The 24,847-nt window shown below is 70.6% G+C and carries 28 protein-coding genes and 1 pseudogene; 18 read left to right on the forward strand and 11 right to left on the reverse strand.

What is annotated here, in order from left to right; translation table 11 throughout:
• Window positions 1–19: 19 nt before the first annotated feature.
• The 5 genes from FB470_RS34180 (at window position 20) to FB470_RS34200 (ending at window position 4,329) form a co-directional block, all read left to right on the forward strand.
• Entirely contained in the window at window positions 20–1,039 is a 1,020-nt protein-coding gene (locus tag FB470_RS34180; RefSeq protein WP_306998410.1) for a dihydrodipicolinate synthase family protein, read from the forward strand.
• Window positions 1,036–2,028: a cyclase family protein gene (locus FB470_RS34185; RefSeq protein ID WP_306998412.1), complete on the forward strand. Its 993-nt coding sequence runs from the start codon at window positions 1,036–1,038 to the stop codon at window positions 2,026–2,028. The genes FB470_RS34180 and FB470_RS34185 overlap by 4 nt, the downstream gene beginning before the upstream one ends.
• 15 nt (window positions 2,029–2,043) lie before the next feature.
• Window positions 2,044–2,994 (forward strand): fumarylacetoacetate hydrolase family protein, encoded by a 951-nt coding sequence (locus FB470_RS34190; protein ID WP_306998413.1) that lies wholly within the window; start codon window positions 2,044–2,046, stop codon window positions 2,992–2,994.
• Window positions 2,991–3,752, forward strand: coding sequence for an SDR family NAD(P)-dependent oxidoreductase (locus FB470_RS34195; RefSeq protein ID WP_306998415.1), 762 nt, complete (start codon window positions 2,991–2,993; stop codon window positions 3,750–3,752). The genes FB470_RS34190 and FB470_RS34195 overlap by 4 nt, the downstream gene beginning before the upstream one ends.
• 94 nt (window positions 3,753–3,846) lie before the next feature.
• Window positions 3,847–4,329, forward strand: coding sequence for an SDR family oxidoreductase (locus FB470_RS34200; RefSeq protein WP_306998417.1), 483 nt, complete (start codon window positions 3,847–3,849; stop codon window positions 4,327–4,329).
• Between the two features lie 6 nt (window positions 4,330–4,335).
• Here the strand turns inward: FB470_RS34200 and FB470_RS34205 are convergent, their stop codons facing one another.
• A complete protein-coding gene (locus tag FB470_RS34205; RefSeq protein ID WP_306998418.1) occupies window positions 4,336–5,265 on the reverse strand; it encodes a LysR family transcriptional regulator in 930 nt (309 codons plus the stop codon).
• A gap of 108 nt (window positions 5,266–5,373) precedes the next feature.
• Here FB470_RS34205 and FB470_RS34210 point away from each other — a divergent pair, with 108 nt between their 5' ends.
• The 5 genes from FB470_RS34210 to FB470_RS34230 are packed head-to-tail and all read left to right on the forward strand — an operon-like array spanning window position 5,374 to window position 10,091.
• Window positions 5,374–6,504 (forward strand): FAD-dependent monooxygenase, encoded by a 1,131-nt coding sequence (locus tag FB470_RS34210; RefSeq protein ID WP_306998420.1) that lies wholly within the window; start codon window positions 5,374–5,376, stop codon window positions 6,502–6,504.
• Between the two features lie 26 nt (window positions 6,505–6,530).
• Window positions 6,531–7,469 (forward strand): VOC family protein, encoded by a 939-nt coding sequence (locus FB470_RS34215; protein WP_306998422.1) that lies wholly within the window; start codon window positions 6,531–6,533, stop codon window positions 7,467–7,469.
• A gap of 55 nt (window positions 7,470–7,524) precedes the next feature.
• A complete protein-coding gene (locus tag FB470_RS34220) occupies window positions 7,525–8,715 on the forward strand; it encodes a cytochrome P450 (protein WP_306998424.1) in 1,191 nt (396 codons plus the stop codon).
• Window positions 8,716–8,719: 4 nt separating this feature from the next.
• Entirely contained in the window at window positions 8,720–8,917 is a 198-nt protein-coding gene (locus FB470_RS34225) for a ferredoxin (RefSeq protein ID WP_306998426.1), read from the forward strand.
• Between the two features lie 10 nt (window positions 8,918–8,927).
• A complete protein-coding gene (locus tag FB470_RS34230; RefSeq protein ID WP_306998428.1) occupies window positions 8,928–10,091 on the forward strand; it encodes an NAD(P)/FAD-dependent oxidoreductase in 1,164 nt (387 codons plus the stop codon).
• Here the strand turns inward: FB470_RS34230 and FB470_RS34235 are convergent, their stop codons facing one another.
• From FB470_RS34235 to FB470_RS34250, 4 genes are all read right to left on the reverse strand, one after another.
• Entirely contained in the window at window positions 10,092–11,096 is a 1,005-nt protein-coding gene (locus FB470_RS34235) for a 3,4-dihydroxy-2-butanone-4-phosphate synthase (protein WP_306998430.1), read from the reverse strand.
• Window positions 11,093–11,611 carry a flavin reductase family protein gene (locus tag FB470_RS34240; protein ID WP_306998432.1) on the reverse strand — a complete coding sequence of 173 codons (519 nt, stop codon included), beginning with the start codon at window positions 11,609–11,611 and terminating at the stop codon, window positions 11,093–11,095. The genes FB470_RS34235 and FB470_RS34240 overlap by 4 nt, the downstream gene beginning before the upstream one ends.
• A 35-nt stretch (window positions 11,612–11,646) precedes the next feature.
• On the reverse strand, window positions 11,647–12,858 hold the full coding sequence (locus FB470_RS34245) for an acyl-CoA dehydrogenase family protein (protein ID WP_306998434.1): 1,212 nt from the start codon (window positions 12,856–12,858) through the stop codon (window positions 11,647–11,649).
• Between the two features lie 158 nt (window positions 12,859–13,016).
• Window positions 13,017–14,054: an AraC family transcriptional regulator gene (locus FB470_RS34250; RefSeq protein WP_306998436.1), complete on the reverse strand. Its 1,038-nt coding sequence runs from the start codon at window positions 14,052–14,054 to the stop codon at window positions 13,017–13,019.
• Between the two features lie 249 nt (window positions 14,055–14,303).
• Here FB470_RS34250 and FB470_RS34255 point away from each other — a divergent pair, with 249 nt between their 5' ends.
• From FB470_RS34255 to FB470_RS34265, 3 genes are read left to right on the forward strand one after another with little or no spacing between them, the layout of a single operon-like run.
• On the forward strand, window positions 14,304–14,603 hold the full coding sequence (locus FB470_RS34255; protein ID WP_306998438.1) for an antibiotic biosynthesis monooxygenase family protein: 300 nt from the start codon (window positions 14,304–14,306) through the stop codon (window positions 14,601–14,603).
• Between the two features lie 37 nt (window positions 14,604–14,640).
• Complete coding sequence (locus FB470_RS34260; RefSeq protein ID WP_306998440.1) at window positions 14,641–15,498, forward strand: dioxygenase family protein; 858 nt, start codon at window positions 14,641–14,643, stop codon at window positions 15,496–15,498.
• The gene (locus tag FB470_RS34265) at window positions 15,495–16,595 is read left to right on the forward strand and encodes a maleylacetate reductase (protein WP_306998442.1); all 1,101 of its coding nucleotides are present in this window, start codon (window positions 15,495–15,497) and stop codon (window positions 16,593–16,595) included. Before FB470_RS34260 ends, FB470_RS34265 begins: the two co-directional genes overlap by 4 nt.
• Here FB470_RS34265 and FB470_RS35945 read toward each other — a convergent pair.
• The gene (locus FB470_RS35945; RefSeq protein WP_370876721.1) at window positions 16,525–17,316 is read right to left on the reverse strand and encodes a hypothetical protein; all 792 of its coding nucleotides are present in this window, start codon (window positions 17,314–17,316) and stop codon (window positions 16,525–16,527) included. The genes FB470_RS34265 and FB470_RS35945 overlap by 71 nt on opposite strands.
• A complete protein-coding gene (locus FB470_RS34270; RefSeq protein WP_306999616.1) occupies window positions 17,204–17,971 on the reverse strand; it encodes a class II fructose-bisphosphate aldolase in 768 nt (255 codons plus the stop codon). The genes FB470_RS35945 and FB470_RS34270 overlap by 113 nt, the downstream gene beginning before the upstream one ends.
• Before the next feature lie 218 nt (window positions 17,972–18,189).
• On the opposite strand from FB470_RS34270, the pseudogene FB470_RS34275 reads away from it, so the two are divergent.
• The 4 genes and pseudogenes from FB470_RS34275 to FB470_RS34290 all read left to right on the forward strand — a co-directional run.
• Window positions 18,190–18,732 (forward strand): annotated as a pseudogene (locus tag FB470_RS34275) (sugar phosphate isomerase/epimerase family protein); the annotation flags it as partial.
• A 40-nt stretch (window positions 18,733–18,772) separates the two neighbouring features.
• Window positions 18,773–19,084: a hypothetical protein gene (locus FB470_RS34280; protein ID WP_306998444.1), complete on the forward strand. Its 312-nt coding sequence runs from the start codon at window positions 18,773–18,775 to the stop codon at window positions 19,082–19,084.
• Window positions 19,085–19,116: 32 nt separating this feature from the next.
• Window positions 19,117–19,731, forward strand: a complete 615-nt coding sequence (locus FB470_RS34285; RefSeq protein ID WP_306998446.1) for an AraC-like ligand-binding domain-containing protein — start codon at window positions 19,117–19,119, stop codon at window positions 19,729–19,731.
• 66 nt (window positions 19,732–19,797) lie between these two features.
• The gene (locus tag FB470_RS34290; protein ID WP_306998448.1) at window positions 19,798–20,745 is read left to right on the forward strand and encodes an AraC family transcriptional regulator; all 948 of its coding nucleotides are present in this window, start codon (window positions 19,798–19,800) and stop codon (window positions 20,743–20,745) included.
• Window positions 20,746–20,749: 4 nt separating this feature from the next.
• Here FB470_RS34290 and FB470_RS34295 read toward each other — a convergent pair whose 3' ends face one another.
• Together FB470_RS34295 and FB470_RS34300 are read right to left on the reverse strand one after the other, a co-directional pair.
• Window positions 20,750–21,754, reverse strand: coding sequence for an alpha/beta fold hydrolase (locus FB470_RS34295; protein ID WP_306998450.1), 1,005 nt, complete (start codon window positions 21,752–21,754; stop codon window positions 20,750–20,752).
• Window positions 21,738–22,808, reverse strand: a complete 1,071-nt coding sequence (locus FB470_RS34300) for an LLM class flavin-dependent oxidoreductase (protein WP_306998452.1) — start codon at window positions 22,806–22,808, stop codon at window positions 21,738–21,740. Before FB470_RS34300 ends, FB470_RS34295 begins: the two co-directional genes overlap by 17 nt.
• Window positions 22,809–22,987: 179 nt before the next feature.
• Between FB470_RS34300 and FB470_RS34305 the strand changes: the two genes are divergently transcribed.
• Window positions 22,988–23,398 (forward strand): flavin reductase family protein, encoded by a 411-nt coding sequence (locus FB470_RS34305; RefSeq protein ID WP_306998454.1) that lies wholly within the window; start codon window positions 22,988–22,990, stop codon window positions 23,396–23,398.
• A 161-nt stretch (window positions 23,399–23,559) separates the two neighbouring features.
• On the opposite strand, the gene FB470_RS34310 is transcribed toward FB470_RS34305, so the two are convergent.
• Complete coding sequence (locus FB470_RS34310; RefSeq protein WP_306998456.1) at window positions 23,560–24,486, reverse strand: MFS transporter; 927 nt, start codon at window positions 24,484–24,486, stop codon at window positions 23,560–23,562.
• A gap of 27 nt (window positions 24,487–24,513) precedes the next feature.
• Window positions 24,514–24,744 carry a hypothetical protein gene (locus FB470_RS34315; protein WP_306998458.1) on the reverse strand — a complete coding sequence of 77 codons (231 nt, stop codon included), beginning with the start codon at window positions 24,742–24,744 and terminating at the stop codon, window positions 24,514–24,516.
• Between the last annotated feature and the right edge of the window lie 103 nt (window positions 24,745–24,847).

Raw genomic sequence — 24,847 nt, forward strand, 5'->3', positions numbered from 1 at the left:
GACACGGAAAGGACCGGTCATGCCCCCCTACACCCGCGCCGAAGCCCGGGACTGGGCCCGCGAAAAGCTCGTGGGCGCCATCAACTGCACCATCCCGTCGTTCACCGCCGACCTGCGCGGCATCAACGAGAAGGCCATCCGGCACGACGTCGCACTGGCCAAGCAGCACGGCTTCCTCGGCACCCTCGGTGTCTCCGAGGTCAGCATCACCCTGCCCGAGTACCTCGACTTCCTCCGCATCGCGCGCGACGAGGCCGGAAGCGAGTTCGTCCTCGTGCACCACGGCAGCTGGAGCAACCTGGAGCAGAACCTCGAGGCCGTGCGCGGCGCCGAGGACGCCGGTGCCGACCTCGTGCTGCTCTCCTACCCGCCGAACTTCTACCCGGAGTCCGAACAGGACATCTACGACTACACCAAGGCCGTCTGCGACGCCACGAACCTCGCGGTCATCCTCTTCCCGATGTACCTGTGGGGATTCAGCCCCCGCATCCACCCCTCCGACATCCCCGCCCGGCTGATCCGCAGGCTGATCGACGACTGCCCCAACATCGCGGTGATCAAGGCCGAGGGCGGGTTCCCCAGCATCCAGAGCGTCATCGAGTGCCACCGCCTCTTCGGCGACGAGGTGGTCATCTCCATGCCCATCGAAGGCGAGCTCATCCCGCTGTCGCAGGTCATGCCGATCCAGCTGTCGGCCACCAGCGACCACGAGTACTACGGGCCGACGATCCCGCGGGTGATGGAACTGCTGCGGGGCGGCAAGTACGACGAGGCCGCCGAGATCTACTGGCAGCTGCATCCCGCGCGCAAGATCAAGTCCGGCCTGGCTGGAGCGCTGCACGGCGGCGCCTTCCTCAACCGCCAGGCGTGGAAGTTCCAGGGGTGGCTGCAGGGTTACAACGGCGGCCCGCTGCGGCAGCCCACCCAGCGCATCCACGACGCCCAGATGACCGCACTGCGCAAAGGACTCGTCGACGCCGGCCTCGACCCCAGCATGGACCCCTTCCGGGAGTTCTTCATCGGACGGAACCCGGCATGACCGCCGCGGAGCCGGACCGCACCGACCCGGAGGGTGCGATCGCCGGGGCGGCGAAGCGTTGTTCGAACCGGGGGCGGTGGGGCGAGGACGACGTGCTGGGCACGTTGAACTTTCTCGACGACGCCAAGCGGCGTGCGGGCGCGGCACTCGTCCGGCGCGGTGTGAGCTTCTCGCTGGCGCAGCGGTTCGACGCTGATGGGCCGCAGAAGGGCTGGCGGCGCCGGACCAACCCCGTGCACACGATGCTCTCCTCGGGGCTGGACGCCGAGTTCGGCCCGCCGGAGTTCCCGCACGGACTGGGCGGCGCCGACGACGTCATCCACATGCCGCTGCAGGCCTCGACCCAGTGGGACGGACTGGGCCACATCTTCGACCACGGCCTCGCCTACAACGGACGGCGCGCGTCGCACGTGGTTACCAGCGAAGGTGATCGGCTCACCGGGATCGAGACCGTCGCCGGCCGCATCGCCGGGCGCGGGGTCCTGCTCGATGTGGGCCGCGCCGTGGGGCAGGACGGCGAACTGCCCGACGGGTTCGCCATCACCGTCGACCACCTCGAGGCAACCATCTCGGCGCAGGGCGAGAGCTCCCGCGTCGGCCGGGGCGACCTGCTGCTGGTGCGGACGGGCCAGCTCACCCGCGCCCGTCGCGGCGTCGCCGAAGGCCGGGGCTGGGGTGACTACGCGGGTGGCCCGGCGCCCGGACTGTCGTTCACCACAGCCGGCTGGCTGCACGACACCGAGATCGCCGGGATCGCCACCGACACCTGGGGCTTCGAGGTCCGTCCCAACGAGTTCGACGTCGCCTTCCAGCCGCTGCACCAGGTGTGCATTCCGCACATCGGGCTGTTCCTCGGCGAGATGTGGGACCTCGACGCCCTCGCGGCCGACTGCGCCGCCGACGGGGTCTACGAGTTCTTCCTCGCCGCGGCTCCCCTGCCCGTCACGGGTGCCGTGGGCGCCCCGGTGAACCCCATCGCGGTCAAGTGATCTGAGGAGGACCACATGCGTTTCGCCACCTACGCGTTCGAGGGAGTGACGCGGGCGGGCGTCGTCGCGGGCGATGGCATCCGTCCGCTGCCGCCGGATGTCACGGTGCTCGACCTGGTGCGGTCCGGGCTCCCCGCGGCACTGGAGACCGGTGCCGGTGTCCTGAGTGGACCGGCGGTGCCGCTGGCGGATGTGCGGTTGCTGCCTCCGCTGGCGCCGCCGACCGTGCGTGACTTCGTCGCGTTCGAGGAGCACGTGGAGGGCGTGGTCGCCAGCGTCTCCGGCGGCTCCGGGGTCGTGCCGGAGTGGTACGAGGCGCCCACGTTCTACTTCACCAACCCCTACGCCCTGCTCGGCGCGTTCGACGACGTGCCGGTGCCGCCGGGCTCGCGGCTGTTCGACTTCGAACTGGAGGTCGCCGCGGTGGTCGGCCGGGACGGGTCGTCGCTGACGCCGGAGCAGGTGGAGATCTTCGGGTACACGGTGCTCAACGACTGGTCCGCCCGCGACCTGCAGCGGCGCGAGATGAAGGTGCAGCTCGGCCCGGCGAAGGGCAAGGACTCCGCGACGACGCTGGGGCCGTGGCTGGTGACCGCGGACGAGCTGGAGCCCTACCGCGACGCCGACGGGTTCCTGGAGCTGGGCCTGCGGGTGTCGGTGAACGGCACGCAGATCGGCCAGGACCTGCTGTCCAACATGGGCTGGCCGTTCGCGGAGCTGGTCTCCTACGCCTCGCGCGGCACCTGGGTGCGGGCCGGGGACGTGCTCGGGTCCGGCACCTGCGGCAACGGCGGCTGCCTCGCCGAGTTGTGGGGCCGCGGGCGGGAGATCCCGCCACTGGCGCCGGGCGACGTGGTGGAGATGACCGTCGAGGGCATCGGCACGATCCGCAACACCGTCGTCGCCGGCGCCGAGCTGCCACCGGTGCGGCCGGCACGGCCCCGGCCGCGGAAGCGCACGCGATGACCGGCCTCGTGGCCGGCAAGGTCGTCGTGGTCACCGGCGCCGGGCAGGGACAGGGCGCAGCCGAAGCCCGGCTGCTGGCCGAGGAAGGGGCGACCGTGATCGGCTGTGACCTCACACCGAAGCCCACCGAGAACCTCGGCGCCGCACAGTACCGGCAGCTCGACGTCACCGACGCCACCGCCTGGCCGGCGTTGGTCACCGATCTGACGGCCCGCTACGGCCGGGTCGACGGGCTGGTGGCCAACGCCGGGATCACCTGGCGGGCCCGGCTGGCCGACCTCGACGTGGCCGACCTCGCCCGGGTCTGCGACGTGAACGTGACGGGCGCGTTGCTCGGGCTCCAGGCCGTCGCGCCCGCGATGACGTCCGGCGGGTCGATCGTCCTGGTCGGGTCGGTCGCCGCGCTGACCGGGCACTTCCCGGCTGCCTACACGACCAGCAAATGGGCACTGCGCGGCCTGGCCAAGGTCGCCTGTCTCGAACTCGGGTCGCGCGGCATCCGCGTCAACACGGTCCACCCCGGCTACATCGAAACGCCGATGACCGCCTCGGCGGCTCCGGCCTTCCGCGCCGCGAACGTCGCCGAAACTCCCCTCGGCCGGACCGGCGACGTCGACGAGGTCGCGCCCCTCGTCGCGTTCCTGCTCAGCGACGGCGCGTCGTTCATCAGCGGTGCCGAGATCCCGGTCGACGGCGGGATGACCGCTCACGGCGGTGTGAAGTCCATCAGGGACGCAGTGTTCGAGGGAGGACGATGAACAGGCTTTCCGGCAAGGTCGCGCTCATCACCGGCACGACGGGCGGCCAGGGCGGGCCGCCGGTGCGCTGTTCGCCGCCGAGGACGCCGTCGCGGTGGGCACCGACCTCGACGCCAGCGGCGCCGGCGAGACCGTCGAGCTGGTGCGCGCCGCTGGTGGCACGATGGACAGCACGCACCCGCTCAACCTCGGCGACGAAGACGGTGTCACGGCGTGGATCGATGGCGCGGCGGCGGCGCACGGCGGGTCGACCACCAACACCCGCATCGCGCACACCGCGAGCGAAGGCGGCGTCGGGGCGATGACCAAGCAGCTGGCCGCGGAGGGTGCCGCGCACGGCATCCGCGCCAACTGCGTCAGCCCCGGCACGATCGCCACCCCGGCCAGCGCGGCGACCCTGCTCGCCGACGACCACCCGATGCGCACCATCGCCCGCGCCATCCCGCTCGGACGGATCGGAACACCGGAGGACGTCGCACGCTGCGCGCTGTTCCTGGCCTCCGACGAAGCCGTCTACGTCACCGGCGCCAACCTCGTCGTGGACGGCGGCTGGTCCGCCGTCCTGCCCGGCGCCTGATCCTCCTCATCGATCATTCCCGCGCAGTGCGTCGCGGACCGGACCGGTCACGCGGCGGACGACGTCACGCAGGTAGGCGTGTTCCGGATCGGACTCGTGCACCGGATGCCACCACATCGCCTCGGTGAGGGGCGTGAGGTCGACGGGGCACCGCAACATCCGGATACCAGGGGCCGCGGTCCGTTCCACCAGCCCTCGCGGCAGGAAAGCGATCAGGTCACTGCCGGCGACCAGCCGGAGCACGGGCTGGAACCCCTCGACCGCCACCCGCACGTGCGGCTCGACACCGAACATCCGCAGTGACCGCGCGGCCTGCGTCGACCCAGCCGGGCCGTCGTAGGACACCACCCAGGGCAGGGTCTGCAGATCCGCCACCGTGAGGCGGTCACCCACCGACGAGTTGCCGCTGGAGACAACGCAGACCCATTCGTCGTCGTACAAGTCCTGGTGTTCCAGGTCGGTGATGAAACCGTGCGGAAGCACCAGCACATCGGTGTCCAGCAACGCCTGTTCCGCGCGCTCGACCGCCGCGGAAGTGAGCGTCAAAAACCGAAGTCGCGAGCGCGGCGCCTCCCGGCCGAGAAGCGCGGCCAAATCGGCTCCGAACAGGCGGAGGGCGTAATCACTGAGCATGACGCGAAATTCCCGCGTCGATGTCGCGAGGTCGACTTCGGGCTGCGCGTCGAATACTCGATCAGCAGCTGCCACCGCGACCCGCACCCGGTATCGCAACTGCACGGCCAGCGGGGTCAGCCGGTACTCGCGCCCCACCCGGATCAGGAGTTCGTCATCGAAGTGGCGTCGCAACTTCGCCAGCGCGGCCGACATCGACGGCTGGCTCAGTCCCATGCGCTGGGCGGCGAGTGTGACACTTCTCTGGTCGAGGAGCGCGTCCAGCGACCTGAGCAGGTTCAGGTCGATCGTCGCGAGGCTCATGAACCGGATCATAGGCGAGCCTGATGCGTGGAATCAGCGATTTCGTCTTCCAGAGTTTCTTCGCCGCTGCCGATAATCGTCGCACACCACGGACGAAGGAGTCCCGCAGTGCCAGCTGTGCGAAACGTTCTCGTCGTCGGCGGAGGATCGGCCGGGGCCGCCACCGCCATCCTCCTGGCGGACGCCGGCATCAGCGTCGACCTGGTCGAGATCAAACCCGACGTCACCGCCCTCGGTTCCGGCATCACCTTGCAGGGCAACGCCCTGCGCGTGCTCCGGGAGCTCGGGGTGCTGGACGAGTGCCTCGCCGAGGGCTACCCCGCGGACAAGGTGGTCCTCCGCGCTCCCGACTCCGCCGGGACCGTGCTGGCGGAGATGCAGAACGTGCGGTCCGGCGGTCCCGAACTGCCGGCGTCGATGGGCATGTACCGTCCCACCCTCGCCCGCATCCTCATGAACCGGGCCGCGGCCGCCGGGGTCAAGACCCGCTTCGGCACGACGCTCAACGCGATCGAACAGGACGACACGGGCGTCGAGGTTCGCTTCTCCGACGGGTCGGCCCGGCGCTATGACGTCGTCGTCGGCGCGGACGGACTCCGGTCGAAGACCCGGCTGCTGCTGGGCATTGCCTTGGAAACCAAGGCGGTGGGCATGGGGATCTGGCGGGTTTTCGCCTCGCGGCCCCCCGAGGTCACCAGCTCCGAGCTCTTCTACGGCGGCCCCTGCTACACCGCCGGATACACCCCGACCTCCCAGGAGTCCCTCTACGGGTTCCTCGTCGAGGACGCCCAGGACCGCACCGGCCTCAGCGCCACCGAGCAACTCGACATCGTCCGCCGACTCGCCGCGCACTACCACGGCCCGTGGGACGCGATCCGCGCATCGATCACCGACCCGGGCACGATCCACTACACCTGGTACGAGACGCACCTGCTGGATCCACCGTGGGCCCGCGGCCGCGTGGTCCTCGTCGGCGAAGCAGTCCACACGTGCCCGCCCACCATCGCCCAGGGCGGCGCGATGGCGCTGGAGGACGCCAGCGTCCTGGCCGAACTGCTGCTCGCCGCCGACGCGGTCGACGACGAACTGTGGGACGAGTTCACCGTTCGCCGCTACGGCCGCGTGAAGGAGATCGTCGACGCCTCGCTGCAGGTCACCCAGTGGCAGCTCGACCAGGTCGAAGGAGACATCCCGGGACTGATGACCCGGATCGCGGAACTCGCCAGCCGTCCCGCCTGACCCTCCCGCAGAACAGGAGCACACCCGTGTCCCAGCATCTGATCACCCACCTCCGGCACGTGGACATCGCTGTCCCCGATCTGGCCCGGCAACGGGACTTCTTCACCGGAACGTGGGGGTTGACCGAGGCTCACCGCGATTCCGACCTCGCCTACCTCGCCGCCGAGGGCAGTCCCGAGCAGTACGTCGTCCGGCTTCGGGAAGCACCGGAGAAGCGGATCGACCTGATCGCCTTCGGCGCGGCGACCGTTGCCGACGTCGACGCCCTCGCCGGGCGGCTCGCCACGAGCGGCGTGAAGCTGATCAGAGAACCCGGCCTTCTGCAGACACCCGGCGGCGGCTACGGATTCCGGTTCTTCGACAACGAGGGCCGCACCATCGAGATCAGCACCGGCGTCGCCGTGCGCGAGCACCGCAGGATCGAGGAGGGCGAGTCGATCCCGGTACGCCTCTCGCACGTCGTCATCAACTCGGCCGACCCCGAAGGCACGCGCGCGTTCTACGAAAAGCACCTCGGGTTCCGGCTCTCCGACATCCTGATGCACCCGCGCATCGGCGAAGTGATGTACTTCATGCGGATCAACTCGTGGCACCACAGCCTGGCGATCGCCCGTGGCCCCCACCCCTCGCTGCACCACGCCAGCTTCGAGATGCGGGGCCTGGACGAGTACATGCGCGGCACTGGCCGGCTGTTGCGTGCCGGTATCGAGAAGATCTGGGGCCCGGGCCGTCACATGCCCGGCAACAACACGTTCAGCTACTTCCTCGATCCGCACGGCAACACCCTCGAGTACACCACCGAGCTCGAAATCATCGACGAGGACACCTGGCATCCGCACAGCTACGACTTCAGCAACCCCGAGGTGTCCGACCAGTGGGGGACGGCCAACGCGATGGATGAGTTCGTGACCGCGAAGTCGTTCAACGACCCGGACAAGGGTCTGTTCGTTCCCCCGCCGGTCTGAGCGGACAACCGGTCACCCCGCGGCGAATCCCATCCACCATACAAAGAGGTACCTCATGACGGCAGCCGTCCCAGTTTCCGATATCGACGTCTACAGCGACGACGTTCTCGACGACCCCTACCCGGCGTACCGCGCCCTGCGGGACGCCGGCCCGGCCGTCTACCTCAGCAGTCGTTCCCTCTGGGCGATCGCCCGCTACTCCGACGTGCGGAAGGCTCTCGCCGACGCGGCGACCTTCTCTTCCGCCGCGGGCGTCGGCGTCAGCGACGAGATGAACGCGATGCAGACCGGAACGGTGCTCGCCTCCGACGATCCGCAGCACGCCGAGTTGCGCGCCGTACTCAGCGAGAAGCTCGCCCCGCGCGCGCTTACCGCGCTGCGATCGGCAATCGCCGAGCAGGCGGACGCGCTGGTCGCCGATGTCGTGGCACGCGGCAGCATCGACGGCGTCACCGACCTCGCCGCACGATTGCCCACCGACGTCGTTGCCGACCTCATCGGCCTGCCCCGCGAGGGCCGGGAGGTCCTGCTGCCGGGAGCCGACGCCATGTTCGCGTCGTTCGGCCCGCTCGACGAACGGCTGCGGAACCGGATGCCCGAAGTGACGGCCTACCTGGAGTTCATGAGCGCCATGACCGACCGGGCGAAGCTCGCGCCCGGGAGCTGGGGCGCGGCGATCCTCGACGCCGTCGACGAGGGCCGGCTCGCGCCCGGCTCGGCGGTCCCCCTGATGACCGCCTACCTCGTCGCCTCCATGGACACCACCGTGCACTCGCTCGGCAACTTCCTGCGGCTGCTGGCAGAGAACCAGGACCTGTGGCAGGCACTCAAGGCCGACCCCGGCCTCGTCGGCCCCGCGTTCGAGGAGAACCTGCGCCTGGACTCACCTGCGCAGGGCTTCACGCGGGTGACCACGCGCGAGGTCGATGTGGACGGCGTGGTCATCCCCGAGGGCTCCCGCGTGCTGGTCAGCTTCGCGTCGGCGAACCGGGACGAACGGCATTACCCGGATCCGGATCGCTTCGACGTGCACCGCAACCCGGTGGACCACCTGGCCTTCGGCTACGGCGTCCACGGCTGCGCCGGTCAGGGACTCGCGCGCATCGAGGCCCGGGCGCTGGTCGGCTCGTTGCTACGCCGTGCCGAACGCATCGAACCGGCCGGAGAACCCACCAGGCACCTCAACCCCGCGGTCCGCGGTCTCGGCCACCTGCCACTCACGCTCGTCCCGGCGAAGGAGGCCTGAGACGATGGTCCGCATCGAGATCGACCGCCACCGTTGCGAGGGGCACGGTTTGTGCGAGCAGGCCGCTCCGGAGATCTTCCGGCTCGACGACGAAGGTGAAGTGGAGCTGCTCGTGCCGGAGGACATCGTCCCCGAGCTGCGCGTCCAGGCGGAGGCGGGCGTGCGGGTTTGTCCCGTGGCCGCCCTCCGGGTGCGGCGGTGAGGGACGCTTGGTGACCAGTTCGTCCCTGCGCCGGATCGTGGTGGTCGGCGGCTCGATCGCAGCCGTCACCGCCGCGGAGGCGCTTCGCGTGCGGGGTTTCGACGGTGACATCACCGTCCTGTCCGAGGAGACTTCGGCCCCGTACTCACGAGTGCCACTGTCCAAGGGCGTCCTGTGCGGGAAGGAGACCCCGGATTCGGCGCTCCTTCCGCCCCTGGACGGCGAGGTGAGCCTTCGCCTGGGTACCCGTGCGGCCGGTCTCCGGGTGGACCGGCGGCGCGTGGTCTGCGACGACGGCGACGAAGTGCCCTACGACGGGCTGGTGATCGCCACCGGCGCCCGCGCCCGCCGGCTGGCCCGTCCAGGGCAGGCCGGTGAGCACGTGGTCCGGACCCTCGACGACGCGACGCGGCTGGCCGGCCGGATCGCCACGGCCGGTTCGGTGATCGTCGTCGGTGCGGGTTTCCTCGGCATGGAGGTCGCCTCCACCTGCACCGATCTCGGTCTCGCCGTCACCGTCGTCGACCGTGATCCGCCTCTGCGGCGGCTGCTGGGCGGATGGCTGGCCGACCTCGTCGTCGGAGCCGCACGCGATCGAGGTGTGCGGTTCGTCCGGGCCACCCGTGCGGTAGAGCTCGCCGGCGGCCAGGAAGTCACCGGTGTGCGGATCGGTGACCGGGTACTCACGGCCGACGTGGTGGTTTCCGCCGTGGGCGATGTCCCCGGCACCGGGTGGCTGGCCGACAGCGGGCTCCCACTGCGCGGAGGCCTCGTCGTCGACGACCGGTGCCGGGTCGCCCCGGATATCGTCGCCGCGGGCGACGTCACGGTCTCCGGGCGGCCAGGCGGGGAGTTCCGGCGCTCCCCGCACTGGACCAGCGCGGTGATCCAGGGACAGGTCGCGGCTGCGACGCTGCTGCACGGTGAGGTTGCGACGTTGCCGCGGCCGGACGCCTACTACTGGACGGAGCAGTTCGGGCTCGACATCAAGATCAGCGGCGAGATCCCCGACGGTCCGGCGCCGACCGTGCTCGCCGGTGACCCGCGTGAGCGCTCCGCGCTTCTGCAGTGGCGCCGGAACGGCCGGGGCGTCGCCGCCGTCTCGGTGAACCACCGGATGCCGATCGTGAAGCTGAAGCGACTCGGAGCCTGGGCCTCCGCCGAGCCCGGCTGATCACCCCCGCAGATCCTGGACGATCCGCTCGGCCACCGCCGCCACCCTGGGGTCGGTCCCGAGGTCGCGGGCGGGGCAGGCCGGTGACGCGTCCGGCAGACGGATGGAGATCGCGATGCCCCGCCCGGACCTGACGACCGATTCGACGGCATCGCGCCACCGGATTCCGCAGTCGCAGGTGGACAGTCCCAGCACGTTGCCGTCGACGCACTCGCGATGCACGACGACCGGTGCGCCACGGGGATCGCCGGCGACGATCGCCAGGTGACCGGCCTCGTCGGCGGTGCCGCGGTACGTCACGAGCCGCACCCCGGGAAACGCCTCACCTGCGGGAGTGTCGCCGGTGCGGACCAGCTGAGGATCCGACCGGCGCCGGCAGGCGACCACGTCGGAAACGGACACGCAAGCCAGCTCGTGTTCGGCGGCGAACCGCGCCGGTTCGCGGCCCCGCGCGGTCTCCCCCGTCAGCTCGGACGCCACGATCTCGCTGAACACGCCCGCGGGAGCCAGAGCGGCCAGGCGCATGAGGTCCACGACGGCCTCGGCCCGACCCTCCCGCGCGGACAACCCGCCGTTCCGCGCGCGCACCGGCACGACGTGCCCGGGACGGATGAACTCACCAGGATGCGAATCCGGCCGGGCGAGCGCCTTGATCGTCCGCGCCCGGGCGGTCGCCGAGATACCCGTACCGACGTCGGCTCCGTCGACGGTCACGCACAGCGCGCTGCCGAACCGGTCGGTGCGGTCGCGCCGCATCAACGGGAGTTCGAGCCGGTCGCACGCCTCCTCCTCCATCGCCACCCGCAGGAAGCCGGTCGTGTGCCGCACGAGGAAGGCGATCCAGTGCGGCGTCGCCGCCCCGGCGGGCAGGACCAGCGCACCTTCGCCGCCGCGCCGCACATCGTCGACGAGGACGATCGGTTCGCCGGCCGCGAGAGCCCGGAGGGCGTGCTGGACCCGGCCGGCAGCCGGGTCCAGCACCGCGGGCGGCGCTTCCACGCTCACGGCGAGACCACCAGGTCGCCGCGATCGTCGAGGCGGCGGAAGCGGCTGCCGTGGAACACCAGCGGCGCCACGTCCGGCTCGGTGGCCAGACCGTGGATGCGCAGCAGCACGATCACGTGGTCACCGGCAGGCAGCTCGTCTTCGACCGAGCAGTCGAACCACGCCGCCGCGCCTCGCACGAAGACCGCGTCGTCGTCCCCGGCGTACCAGGCGACGTTCGCGAACCGGTCGCCGTCCTTGCTGGACAGGGCGCGGCACGCCCGATCCTGGTCTTCGGCCAGCACGCTCACGCCGAGGCGCCGCCGCTCCCGCAGCTTGGGCCAGGTGGAGGAGGTGTTCTGCACACACACCGACACCAGTGGAGGCGCCAAGGACACCGAGGTGAACGAGCTGACCGCCATCCCGGTCGGTGCACCCTGGTGCAGAGCGCAGACCGCGATCACCCCGCTGGGAAAGCTACCGAACGCCTGACGCAACACCCGCGCGTCCACCTCGGCCGGTTCCACCGGAATCACGATTACCTCACCTCCCTGGTCCGACGGTTGCCCGGTCAGACGTCGATGTTCAGCGGCTCGTCCGCGCCGAGGAGCAGGCGGCCGTAGGCTTCCTTGCCCACCTGCGGCATCACCAGGGCGTGCCGGCCGGCGATCTCCGAGTCCCGCCAGATGCGGCTGAGCACGTTGGCGTCGGCGAAGGAGGACGCACCGTTGGCGCTCATCAGCCGGTCGATGCCCTCCTTGACCAGCTCACCGATCATGCCGGTGTCCATCCGGACCCGGCCGCGGATGAGCCGGTCCAGCAGGACGCGGCCGGCGGCCGCACCGTCCACATCGGCCGTGGCACGCCGCATCAGCAGCTCCGCCTGGTCGAACCGGGTGGCCGCCTCGGCGACATCGACCTGGTGGATCGTCGAGTTCCGCGCGTTGGTGTAGAAGGTGTACGCCACGTTCTTCGACGGCAGCTTCGCCAGCGTCACGTCCATGGCGTGGCGGGCCAGACCGAGCTGGGCGGCGACCAGGATCAGCGCGGCCACCGGGATGAAGGCCATGTTCGAGTTCTGCTCGTCCGGTTTGTGGGAGGTCGCGTAGCGGCCCTCCACCATGTCGGTGAAGCTCTGGATCCGGTGGTCGGGCACGAAGTGGTCCTCGACGACGATGGTGTCGCTGCCCGATCCCTTCATGCCGGCGACGAACCAGGTCGGCTCGATCCGCCAGGCGCTCGACGGGATCAGTGCCAGTGCCATGGGGTTGCGCCCCTCCGGCACGTCGAGTTTGATCCCCAGCGTGCCCCACGTCGCCGCGAAGGAACCCGACGCGTACGCCCAGCGCCCGCTGACCAGGTAGCCCCCGTCGACGCGCTCGGACTTCAGCGGCGGGGAGAAGATGCCGCAGGCACGGGCGTTCGGGTCCGCGCCGAACACCTCCTCCTGCGCCTGGTCGGAGAACGTCGTCGCGAACCAGGTGCACACGTTCAGCAGCGCGGCCGCCCACGCGGTCGAACCGTCACCGTGGCCGATCTCGGCGATGGCCTCCATCGCCGTCCGCAGGTTGGCGCCGAGACCGCCCAGGCGTCGCGGCACCATGATCTTCAGCAGCTCGGCTTCCTCGAGGGCCCGCATCACCTCGGGCACGACCCGGCGCTGTTCGGAACCGGCCTCCGCGTGCTGTTCGATCAGCGGGATCAGCGCGGTGGCGCGGGCGATGATCTCGGTGTCGGGGGCGGTCGCCTCGTTCAGCGACGGCGAATCCATCAATGCGGTCATGGCAAGGTCTCCGCTCATCTTCGTTGACGTCACCCGCTCCTCGGGGCGGGGTAGCAGCAACAGTAGGCGGATTTTCCGGCCTGTCTGCCCTGATCGCGACGCGCGATGGCCGGATGACGAAACGCGGCTAGTCCGAAGTGGACGCTTCGTCCCGCGCGCTAACGGGTGCGGCGCAAAGTCTCCGACGGCGCCTCGCCGAACCGCTCCCGGTACGCCTGCGCGAACCGCCCGAGGTTGACGAAGCCCCATCGGTGGGCCACCTCCGCGACCGAGGCGGCGCCGGCGACGAGGTCGCCGTGTACCCGGTCCAGCCGGACAGCGCGCACGTACGCACTGGGGGACACGCCCAGGTGCTCCCGGAAACCCTGCTGCAGCCGGCGCCCGCTCACGCCGGCCAACTGCGCCAGATCACCCAGCGTCCACGGCTTTTCCGGGGCGGCATCCACCGCCTCGACCACGCGTTTGACGGTGCGCGGCCGGGACGGCGGAGCCGGGTCGCGCAGCTCGTTCGCGTAGTCGTGATGCTGCGCCAGCACGAGCCCGCCGATGACCATCCGCTCCAGGTACTCCCGGTGCCGGTCGGACCGGTGCACCAGGCTCTCGGGATTGCCGAGTTCGGACAGCAGCAGACCCAGTGTGTCCAGCCAGCTCTTGCCCGCGCCGCGCTCGACGTCGAGCTCGAGCGCGAAGCGGACCCAGGAGCCGACCGGGTGGCCGAGCACCGCCTCCAGTTCCTCCTCCAGCACGCGGCGGGAGATCTTGACGCACAGCTGCATGGCGTCCTCGCCCCAGCGCGGCAGGAAGGTGTGCTCACGTGGCGTGAAGACGGCGGCGCGGCCGGGAACGGCCGTCATCTCCTGCCGTCCGCACTGGGTGGCCACGACACCCGAGAGCGGGACGTTCACGTGGTAGGCACCGAGCGCCCCCGGATCGACGGTGGTCTCCACACCGAACCGGACCAGGCCGAGCGTCAGGTGTTCCAGCCGCGTGGCACTGAGCCGGGACAGGGGGAGCTCCCCCTCCGCCCGGCCGGCCGGTGTGACCCGGGCCGGGTAGAACACCTCGTTGAGCCGCTCCCGGAACACGTCGAACGGCGCGGCGTGGCACAACTCGCGAAAACCTCGCGGAGTGGCCGGTCCGTGACCGGCCTCCGGGATGAGGGTGAACCGCGGCGCGGTCGCCTCCGTGCTGTGCATGTGCGCCCCTTTTCGCTGATCAGACGCCACTGTCATGGTCTTCGGGCGGGCGGGGTGCTGTCAAACTCGCCCGTCGTGCCCACGCTAGGAGTGCCGGGGGGCGTCGCAAGCCGGTTCACGCACTCGCCGGCCGGAAAACGAACCCGGTCACTTTCGCGATCCGGCCGGCAGCCGACACGAAGCGGCTCGCCCGCGGCGGCGCGGGGATCTAGGTTCGGCCCACATCCGCCGACGAACGAGGAGCCTTGCATGATCGTCGAGTACGCCTACCTCCGGATCCTTCCCGGACGGGAGCACGAGTTCGAACAGGCGTTCGAGAAGGGGCGGCCGATCCTCACAGGCGCGCACGGCTGCGTCTCGGCCGGTCTGTTCCGCGACGCCGAGCAGCCCTCCTCCTACCTGCTCCAGGTCACCTGGCGGACGCTGGCCGACCACCTCGAGACCTTCCCCGGCAGCGAGGCGGGACGCCGGTTCGCCGAGCACGTCGCACACTACTTCGACGGCGCGCCACAGGTGCGCCACTTCGAAGCGGCCGACGTGTCCGAGTAGGCGCCGCGACCACCCGATAAGAGAAAGGCCTCACCCCGTGGACTTCTCCGTGGAAACCGCCACCCCGACGGTGGTGGACAGCTTCCGGAACACACCGGACGCCCGCCTGCGCGGCGTTCTGGAAAGCCTGACGCGGCACCTGCACGACTTCGTGCGAGAGGTCCGCCCGTCCCTGGCCGAGTGGAACCAGGCCATCGAGTTCCTCACCGAGGTCGGCCAGACCTGCACCGGCACCCGGCAGGAGTTCATCCTGCTGTCCGATGTGCTCGGCGTGTCGATGCTGGTCGAGACGATGAACGCGCAGCAGACGGGGACCGACAGCACCGTGCTCGGACCGTTCCACATGACCGAGTCCCCCCGCCGCGCCCTCGGCGACTCGATCGACCTCCTGGGCGGGCCGCGCCCCTGCGTGGTGTCCGGCCGCGTTCTCGGGACCGGCGGCCAGCCGGTGGCCGGTGCGGAGATCGACGTGTGGCAGTGCAACGAGGAGGGCTTCTACGACGTCCAGCAGCCAGACGTGCAGCCCGCCGGCAACGGCCGCGGCTTGTTCACCGCCGACGACCAGGGCCGGTACTGGTTCCGCACGGTCGTGCCCAGCCACTACCCCATTCCCACCGACGGACCGGTCGGGCGACTGCTGCAGGCGACCAAGCGGCACCCGTACCGCCCCGCCCACGTCCACTTCCTCGTCACCGCCTCCGGCTACGAGGAACTCACCACCCACGCCTTCGTCGCCGGCAGCCCCTACATCGACTCCGACGCCGTGTTCGCGGTCAAGCAGAGCCTGCTGGTGGACTTCGCCGAATCGGACGACGACGAGGCCGCGGCAACCTTCGGGGTGACGGCACCCTTCGTCCACGCACAGTTCGACATCGTGCTCGAGGAGCGGGCGTGACGGCCGGCGCGTTCACCTACCAGGCACTGCCCATGCGGGTGGTCTTCGGCCCCGGGCGGCTCGCCGACCTGCACGCCGAGGTCTCCGAGCTCGGGCTGCACAGGCTCCTCGTGCTGGCCACGCCGAACCAGCGCACGCTGGCCGACCGCGTCGCCGGCCTGCTCGGCGACCGGGCGGCGGGTGTGTTCGCGGGCGCCCGGATGCACGTGCCCGCCGAGGTCGCCGCCGCGGGACGGAACCAGGCCCGCGAGGTCGACGCCGATGGTTGTGTCGCGATCGGTGGCGGCTCGACCATCGGGCTCGGCAAGGCGATCGCCCTCGAGACCGGCCTGCCGGTCGTCGCCGTGCCCACGACCTACTCCGGCTCCGAGATGACACCGATCTGGGGCATCACCGACGCCAGGCGGAAACGCACCGGCCGCGATCCCGCCGTCCTGCCCCGCAGCGTGCTCTACGACCCCGACCTCACCACGGACCTCCCGGCTGCCCTGTCCGGCACCAGCGGGATCAACGCGATCGCCCACGCGGTCGAGTCCCTCTACGCGCCCGACACGTCACCGGTGATCGAACTGTTCGCCGAAGAGGGCATCCGGTGCCTGGCCGCGGCCCTGCCCGCCATCGCGGCTGATCCGTCCGACCGCGACGCGCGCTCGGAGGCCCTGCGCGGCGCCTGGCTGTGCGGCGCCTGCCTGGGGGCGACCACGATGTCGCTGCACCACAAGCTCTGCCACGTCCTGGGCGGCACCTTCGACCTGCCGCACGCGCCGACGCACGCCGTGGTGCTCCCGCACGTGGCGGCCTTCAACCTGCCCGCCGCACCGGCCGCCCACGCCGCCCTGTGCCGGGCACTGCGGACCGACCACCCGGCCCGCGCCCTGGCCGACCTCGCGACCGCGGTGGGCGCGCCCCGGTCACTGGCCGAGCTCGGGCTGCGCGAAGCCGACCTGCCCGAGGTCATCGAGCAGGTCCTGGCGCAGCCGTACGCGAACCCCCGCACCCCGACCCACGGCGACCTCGACGCGCTCCTCACGGCGGCCCATTCGGGGTCCCGCTCGCGGCTCGCCGGGCTCCACGCGCCAGACGCGAAGGGGAGCTGAAGAAGGACGTCCGCCGCACCATGGCGCGGGCGCAGCCGACCGGGGCGAGCCGCAAGCCGGGGAAACCGGCCGGCCAGGGGTCTCGACGAGCATCCGAGCCTCGAGACGAGCCAGTGGCGCGCCGAGGCAGGTGTGAGTGGCTGTAACCGAACATCCTCGACGTGGCGCGGCCGGGCTCGCGATCCAGCGAGCTCGCCGGCGTCCGCGCCCCCGGCGCACCCAGGTGGCGCTGAAGGCTGAGCACGACGCGGTTCCCGGCACGGACGGGACAGCCACCGGATTGTGATCGAGCGGTCGCGGTGCGGAGCACGAACTGCCGCGCTGCGGTCGGCAACCACCCGCTTCCAGCGTATTCCGCGCTGGCCCAGCATCCGACCAGTGCCGGACGGGAGCGGTTGTTCGCGGTTGTGGAGGTGTTGGCCGGCGGAGTGAGCGCCCTGTCGGTCGGAACGAACTCAGCCTTCGGTCGCCCAGTGTGCGAAAAACGAGCCGGCCTCTCTCTACCCGGGTTTTCCGTTCGGCCCCGACCTCGCTGTGAGCAGGGACAACACGTCGTGGGCGACGTTGCTGCTGCGCCGGCGACAGCACCGGCCAACGTCAGCATGTCCTCACCGGCCCCGCGGCAACCAGTGATCTCGCGTTCGATCGTCACCAGCATCGCGGTTCGGAGTTCGGTGTTGACGTTGACCTTCCCGATCCCGGCCCCTGGTGCCTCGCGCAGGTCGGTTTCGGAAAGGCCGGACGCGCCGTGCAGGACCAGCGCCACGGGCCCCCGCCTGTTCCGGGACGGCAGCCGGCCGTGGCCAGTCCAGTGCGGGTACACCGGAGTACTTGTCGTGGACGTTGCCCACCCCGCAGGCGAGGAGCTGGGCGCCGGAGGCGTTCAGGAACGGCCGCGCCGTCGCCGGATCGGTCTTGCCGGCCGTGGCCGTCTCTGGGGCTGCGGCGCGGGCCTCGTCACCGGGCACGCTGCCCAGTTCGGCTTCCACCACGACGCCGAGCGGTGCCGCGAACTCCCGCACTTGCCGCACGAACTCGGCGTTGGCCGTCGGCGGCAGGTGGGAGCCGTCGGCGAGGACCGAATCGGCGCCAGCTTCGATCGCGCGGCGGATCAGGGCCTCGTCCTTCGCGTGGTCGAGTCGGACGCAGACCTCGACTGCCGCGTCGTCGACGATGTGCCGCAGCGTGCGGATCAGCTTCGGTCCCGTGGCCTGTCCCGCCGAGGACGGGGCGACCAGGAGCACAACGGGCAGCCGCAGCCGTTCGGCCGCGTCGACGACGGCCAGTGCGGTGTCCGTGCCGTAGCAGGTGAACGCGGGAACCGCCGTGCCCGCGTTCAGTCGCCGTGCCACGACGTCGTCGAGAGCCGCCCTCATCGCCGGCTCGGCGACGCGAACTCCAACAACAGCCGCTTGCGCATGGTGGCGATCGCGATCAGGCCGATCAGGCAGGTTGTGGGTCTGCTGGACGAGCCGGGTGGCGACGTAGGTCGCCGTGCCACCGGCGATGACGACGGAGATGTTGGTGGCCAGCGCGGTTGCGGTGTAGCGGACCTCGTCGGGGAACAGGCGCGGGGTCAGGGTGAAGGAGGCGCTACGAGGACTTCGCCCGCCACTGGAACCCGATCCTCGACGTCTTCGACAGCGAAGGTGTCCGCTTCGCGCACGAGGTGCACCCGTCCGAAATCGCTTATGACCACTGGACAAGCGTCCTCACGCTCGAAGCGATCGGGCGGCGTGCGGCGTGCGGCTTCAACTGGGACCCGTCGCACATGCTGTGGCAGGGCATCGACACCGTCGGCTTCATCACCGACTTCGCCGACCCGATCTACCACGTCGACCGCAAGGGCACGCGCATCCGCCCTGCCAGCGGACGGTCCGGCATCCTCGGCTCGCACCTGCCCTGGGGCGACCCGCGCCGCGGCTGAGACTTCGTCTCCCCCGGACACGGCGACGTGCCGTGTGAGGACGCGTTCCGCGCTCTCGCGGCGATCGGCTACCACGGCCCGATCTCGGTGGAGTGGGAAGACGCCGCCATGGATCGCCTGCACGGCGCCGCGGAAGCGGTGCATCGCATCCGGGAACTGTTGTGGCCCTTGCCGGACGCATCGTTCGACTCCGCGTTCAGCAACCAGTGAGCAACATGACGACCACCGCCGACCGGCTCTCCTGCCGACCATGATTCCCGTGCTGGACAACACGCTGGTTCCCGCCCTCCCCGCCTCGTACGCGGCGTTCCGCGGGGCCGGATACGAGCAGTCCCGTGCCCACACGTCGCGGGCGCTGACCCCGTACAAGCGAGTCGTCGAGGTGCCGGAGTTGGAGTCGGATCTCGACGTCGCGGTGGTCGAGCCGGTGTCACTGGTCTACGGACGGCATCGTGGCGGTGACGTGCACGTCCAACTGACCGACGCGCTGTCCTACTACGATGTCCATCTCGCGGTGGCCGGAACGAACTTCCTCGAATGCGAAGGCGAGCGAGCCGGCTGAGCCGCCGGACCGGAGCCGTCACCTCGCCACGGATGCGCGCGCGGATGCACCTCAGCGAGCGGTACACGCAGATGCACGTCCGCATCGAGACGTCCGCCCTGCGGCGGAACCTCGAGCGGATGCTGGGCAGGCCGGTCAACCGGCCGGTGCGTTTCCAGCCGGAGATGGACCTGACCGCGCCCGCCGGGGTGTCCTGGGTCCGGCTGGTCGGCCTGCTCGTGCAGGACCTCCACGCCCCGGCGGGGCTGAGCCGGGGTGGCGGCGCCGATTCGTGGGCCGACTTCCTCATCTCGGGACTTCTTCGCGCCCAGCCGCACAACTACAGCTCGGCACTGGCTCGGCCCGGCGTCTCTCCCGCCGTTCGCTCGCGGGTCAGACGCGTCGTCGATCTCATCGAGACCCAGCCCGCCTCGGATCTGTCCCTGACCCGCCTCGCCGAGGAAGCCGGCGTCACCACCCGCCCACGCACACCGCGACCTCGCCGCGCGAAACGGGGCCACCGTCGCCGAGATCGCCTGCCGTTGGGGCTTCGGTCATGTCTCGCGCTTCGCGGCGGCGCCTACCAGCAGCAGTACGGCGTGTGCCCATCCCAGACCCTGCGCGGGGCCGCTCGCTGCTCGACCGCCCGGGCTCCCGGCGGTCTATGATCCTCCGGAGAGCAGCATCACCGGGAAGGCAGCGAGGTCGCCGTGACGATGCTCGAGCGTTTTTCAGTGCTGCGCACTGCTGACGTGGACGAGTTCCGCGTGGCGGTGGGGCGGTGCCTCACCCCGCACAAGCTGGCGCCCGCGGGAAGGGTGGCCGCGCTGGAGAACGATCTGGCGATGGCCGGCCTGGGCCCGGTCACCCTCGTTTACGGCCGGACCGCCGGCGCTGAACTTCAGGTCCAGCTGACCGAGCAGGTCGACTACTACGACGTGAACCTCGCGCTGGCCGGCACCAACCTGTTGCGCACGGGTGGCGAGGAGGTGGTCCTCGACGCCCGGACAGCGGGAATCCTGTCCCCGCGGATGCTGGCCGAGATGCAGCTGAGCAACGGCTACCGCCAGCTCCACGTGCGAGTGGAACGGTATGCCCTGGAGCGTCAGCTCGAGGAGCTTCTGGGGCGGCCGGTTCCGGGGCCGATCCGGTTCCACCCGAGGATGGACCTCACCGACCCCGCCGCTGCGTCCTGGTCGCAGGCCGTGCAGCTGCTGGTGCGGGACCTGGAGGAGCCCGGGGGCCTGGCCGGCACGGCCGCCGGGCACCCGTGGGCGTCCTTCCTGATGACCGGCCTGTTGCTCGCGCAGCCGCACAACTACACCGGCGAGCTCGAACAACACCGGTCCGCGCCGCGCCGGCCGGCCTCGGTCAAGCGGGTGCTCGACCTGATCGAACGCGACCCGTCCGCCGCCCTGCCGCTCGACCGCCTGGCCTTGGAGGCCGGAGTCACCGCCAGGTCGCTGCAGCGGTACTTCAAGGAGTACGTGGGCTGCTCCCCACACGAGTACCTGCGGAGTGTGCGGCTCGCGCGGGCGCACGAAGAACTGAAGTCGGCTCCGCCCGGGACGACGGTCGCCGACATCGCGTTCAACTGGGGGTTCGCCCACGTGCCCCGGTTCGCCGCCGCCTACCAGGAGCGGTACGGGGTCCCGCCGTCGGCCACGCTCCGCGGCTCCTGACCGATCAGGACAGGCGCTTCCCGAGCCACGTGAGGACGGCGTCGAGCACCTCCTCGTTGTTGCGCTCCAGCATCATCAGGTGCCCGTTGCCGTGGATGCCCATCTCCCCCAGGCGCAGGTGCTCGGCCCGACGGCACCCGGCCTGCTGGAGGAAGGCGAACGTCCCGGCGTCCATCGGCCCGGCGAACGACTGCTCACCCGAGACGATGGCGATCGGGAGGTCGGCGAGGTTCGGGAGCTTGCGCGGCGGATCGCTTTGCAGCCGCACCGTCGGTTCGCCGGCTTCGCCCACCACGTCGGTCAGCCCCAGGTCGTGCGGACCGGAAGCGGGTGGCTCGTAGGTGATCGGGCTCGCCGTCAGTCCCCAGGGCAACGGGATCGGCCCGCTCGGGCCCAGGGGCTCCAGTGCGACCAGCGCGCGGACGAGCCTGGGCCGCTCGTCCGCCATCAGCCAGCCGGACGGGCCACCCGCGGAACTGGTCATCACGATCGACGGCCCGATGCGGTCGAGCAGCTCCCCGCCACGCCGGCGCATCACCGCGTGGTCGGCCGCGAGGTCACCGGGAACCGCGACCTGGGACGCGAGCAACTGGGCCAGCACGTCATCCTCGTCCGGCCACTGCGTGTGCGCGGGATTACCGGCCCCGGAGAAGAGCCGGCCGAGGCTCTCCACGGAGGGGGCCAGACCGGACGTGGCGCCGTTCCACCGGACCGGTGAGCGGCCGTGCCCCGGCCGGTCGACGACGTAGACCGCGAACCCCCTCTGGACGAGCAGAGTGCGCCAGCCGGGACGGCCGTCGGGCGTGCCCAGCCAGTCCAGGCCCTGCCCGCCGCCGCCGTGGATCAGCACCACCGGGTGAGGCTGGGTCTGTTCCTCCGGTATCTGGTACTCGACGTAGAGCTGGCTGCCATCGACGACGGTCTGGCCGTCGCGCTGCTCGTAGTTCACCCCCAACCAGAAGTAGCCCTGGTCGGCGAGGCGGACTGCGGCGTCAGCTCGCTGTGGCATTTCGCTCCTTCAGTACCGGGATCACCTCACGCGCGAACAAACGCGCTTCTTCGCGGGTGAAGGTTTCGACGAGCACGCGACGAGCACCGGTCGCGTCGATCGTCTCCTGCAGCGCGTCCACGATCTGGTCCGGCGTACCGGAAATCGCCATTGCAGGCCGGTTCTTCTTGTTGTCGAGGGCGAACTCGCCGTCGGTCTCGGGGACCACCCGGCGTCCGCCGGCGGTGAACAACGACAGGAACTGGCCGAAGGAACGCACCAGCTTCCCGAGGTTCCCCTGGGCCTGCTCCTCGGTCTCGCCGATGGCCACGAAACGTTCCAGCATCATGTTCCCGCCCGAGCGGGTGTAGCCGTTGTCCGCGGCGACCTTGACGTAGTGTTCCAGCGCCTCCCGGTGGTCCTGGTCGCTACCGAAGTTGCGCATCACGTTCCAGCCGTGCGCACCTGCCAGCGCCATCGTCTCCTTGCTGGCGCCGCCCAGCCACACCGGCAACCTGTCCTGCAAGGGGCGGGTGGCGATCGTGGTGGGCCGCGTGACCGGGAAGAACTTGCCGTCGTAGGTGAAGTCTCGCTCGGTCAGGGCGAGGTTGACGACCTCGAGGCCTTCCACCCACGCCTGCTTGAGTTCCTCGTCGGTCAGCTCCCGGCCGACGGCGATCTGCGCCTCGCCGGGGATGCCCCGTCCAAGCCCGAGCTCGAACCGGCCGCCGCTGAGCAAGTCCAGCGTCCCGGCCTCCTCCGCGACCCGGATCGGGCTGTACAACGGCAGCACCGTCACCGCGGTGCCAAGCCGGATCCGGCTCGTCCTCATCGCGGCCGCGGCCACCAACAGATGCGGGGACGGGCACGTCATCAGCGGGGCGTGGTGCTCGGTCACGGTGATCCCGTCGAACCCGAGCTCCTCGGCGTACGTCGCGAAATCGACGAACTCCTCGATCTGGAGACGTTGCCAGCCCGGATCGTGCACATCCGGTTCGGTTTCCGACGAGTGCAGGCCGACCCCGTAGGTGTGCACGAACTTGATAGTGCCCGCGTCGTTGCTGAGCGCGCCCATGGGCCCAACCTCCGAGTGAGTAGGTGCGTCGGCATCACGCTAGATCGGGGGCGGTGCGCGGCCGATCCGCTCGGCGTCGCGGCGATCCAGAAAGCGACAGCAATTTCTTGTCGCTGAACGGGCCGGCCTGTCGTGAAACGGATCACCGCGCGGGCGAGACCAGGCTAGCGTCGGGCGGCATGGCAGCAGGACTGACCGCCACCGAACTGCGCGACGCCTACGGGGCGTTCCCCACCGGCGTGGTCGCGGTGTGCGCGGCCATCAAGGGCATCCCGGTGGGTTTGGCGATGAGCAGTTTCACCACGGTGTCACTGGCTCCGCCGCTGGTATCCGTATGCGTACAGCACACGTCGACGACCTGGCCGGTCCTCGCCGGGCGGCCGCGCCTCGGCCTGTCGGTGCTGGGCGCGGGGCAGGGATCGCTCTGCCGCCGCCTCGCGTCGAAGACCGAAGACCGCTTCGCCGGCCTCGGGCTGACCGTGACCGACGACGCCGTTCTCCTGGACGGGGCGGCAGCCAGCGTGGTTCGAGTGCTCGCCGCACGACGTCCTGCGCGCCGGCGACCACGATGTCGTCCTCCTGCGCGTTGAGAAACTCCAGCGCCGCGCGACCTGTAGGACTGTGCGCAAGACCGCGGCCGGGGCGGCCCGCCCAACGCCGCGGTCCGGCCAGTGGGCCGGCGGCAGGCAGCTCGCCACCCGCGAGGGGCGATCCCGCAAGTGGGACCGGACCGCGCGGGTGGCGGTCAGGCCTATTCCTCGGTCAGGTCGCGGCGGCGGGTCTCCTTCGCCAGCACAGCCGCGACCACGCTGGCGACGCAGCACAGCGCCATGAAACCGAACAGCAGGTTGTTCGGGGCACCGCCGCTGAATGCGAGCAGCGACGCGGCGATCGCGGGGCCGAATCCGCCACCGACGACGCCACCCACCTGGTAGGCGAACGACGTTCCGGTGTACTGGGTCTTCGCGCCGAACAGTTCGGCGAGGAAGCTGGACTGCACGCCGTAGACGCCGGTGTTGGCCAGCCAGAACGTGACGAACGAGGCGATCCCGGTGAGCGCGGCGCCGAGGATGTACACCTTCTTGCGGCCGATCGACTCCGACCACGTCGCCGCCAACGGCGGGATAGGCAGAGACAGCAAGGCGGTGGCGGAGGCGACGCTGAGCGCGGTCGAACGGCTGAAGCCCACCTCCACGGCGTAGGCCGGGCCGAAGGAGTTGAGGATCGTCTTGGCCGTGTACGGGCCGATCACGAGCAGAATGCCGATCGCGAGCGTGCCGGGGTGCTTACGGAACACCTCGATGATGGGCAGACGTTCCTTCTCCTTGGCCTGCCGCCGTTTCTCCTGCGCCGCCTTGAAGATGGGACTCTCGTCGATGCCGAGCCGGATCCAGATCGCCACCCCCACGAGCACACTGGACGCCAGGAACGGGATGCGCCGCGCCCAGCCGAACAACGCCGCGTCGTCGAAGTACCCGGTGAGCGCGGCGAAACTCGCCGTCGCCAATGCGATTCCCAGCCCGACGCCGATCTGCGGCACACTGGCCGGGACGGCTCGCCACCGGCTCGAGGAGTAGTGCTGCAGCGACATGAGCACGGCACCACCCCACTCGCCGCCGCCGGCGAGCCCCTGCAGCAGGCGCAGCAACGTCAACAGGATCGGTGCGACGATCCCCACCGTCGCGTAGGTCGGAAGAAGGCCGACCTACGCGACGGTGGAGATGCCCATCAGCCAGATGCTGGACACCAGCACGCGTTTGCGGCCGAACTTGTCGCCGACGTGTCCGTAGAGGATCCCGCCGAGCGGCCGGACGATGAACCCCGCGCCGAGCGTGCCGAACGCGGCGATCGTACCGACCACGGAGGACAGACTCGGGAAGAAGAACTTGTTGAACACCACGGTCGCCGCGGCGCCGTAGAGTAGTAGTCGAACCATTCGATGGTGGTTCCGAGGAAGTCGGCCCACAGCACGCGCGCCTGGGGTCTGTTCCAAGATCGGTGTTTCCGGCCCGACACGCCGGGCTGAGGTTCGGCGGGAT

The organism is Amycolatopsis thermophila (genome assembly GCF_030814215.1).
In the GTDB taxonomy this organism is placed as follows: domain Bacteria; phylum Actinomycetota; class Actinomycetes; order Mycobacteriales; family Pseudonocardiaceae; genus Amycolatopsis_E; species Amycolatopsis_E thermophila.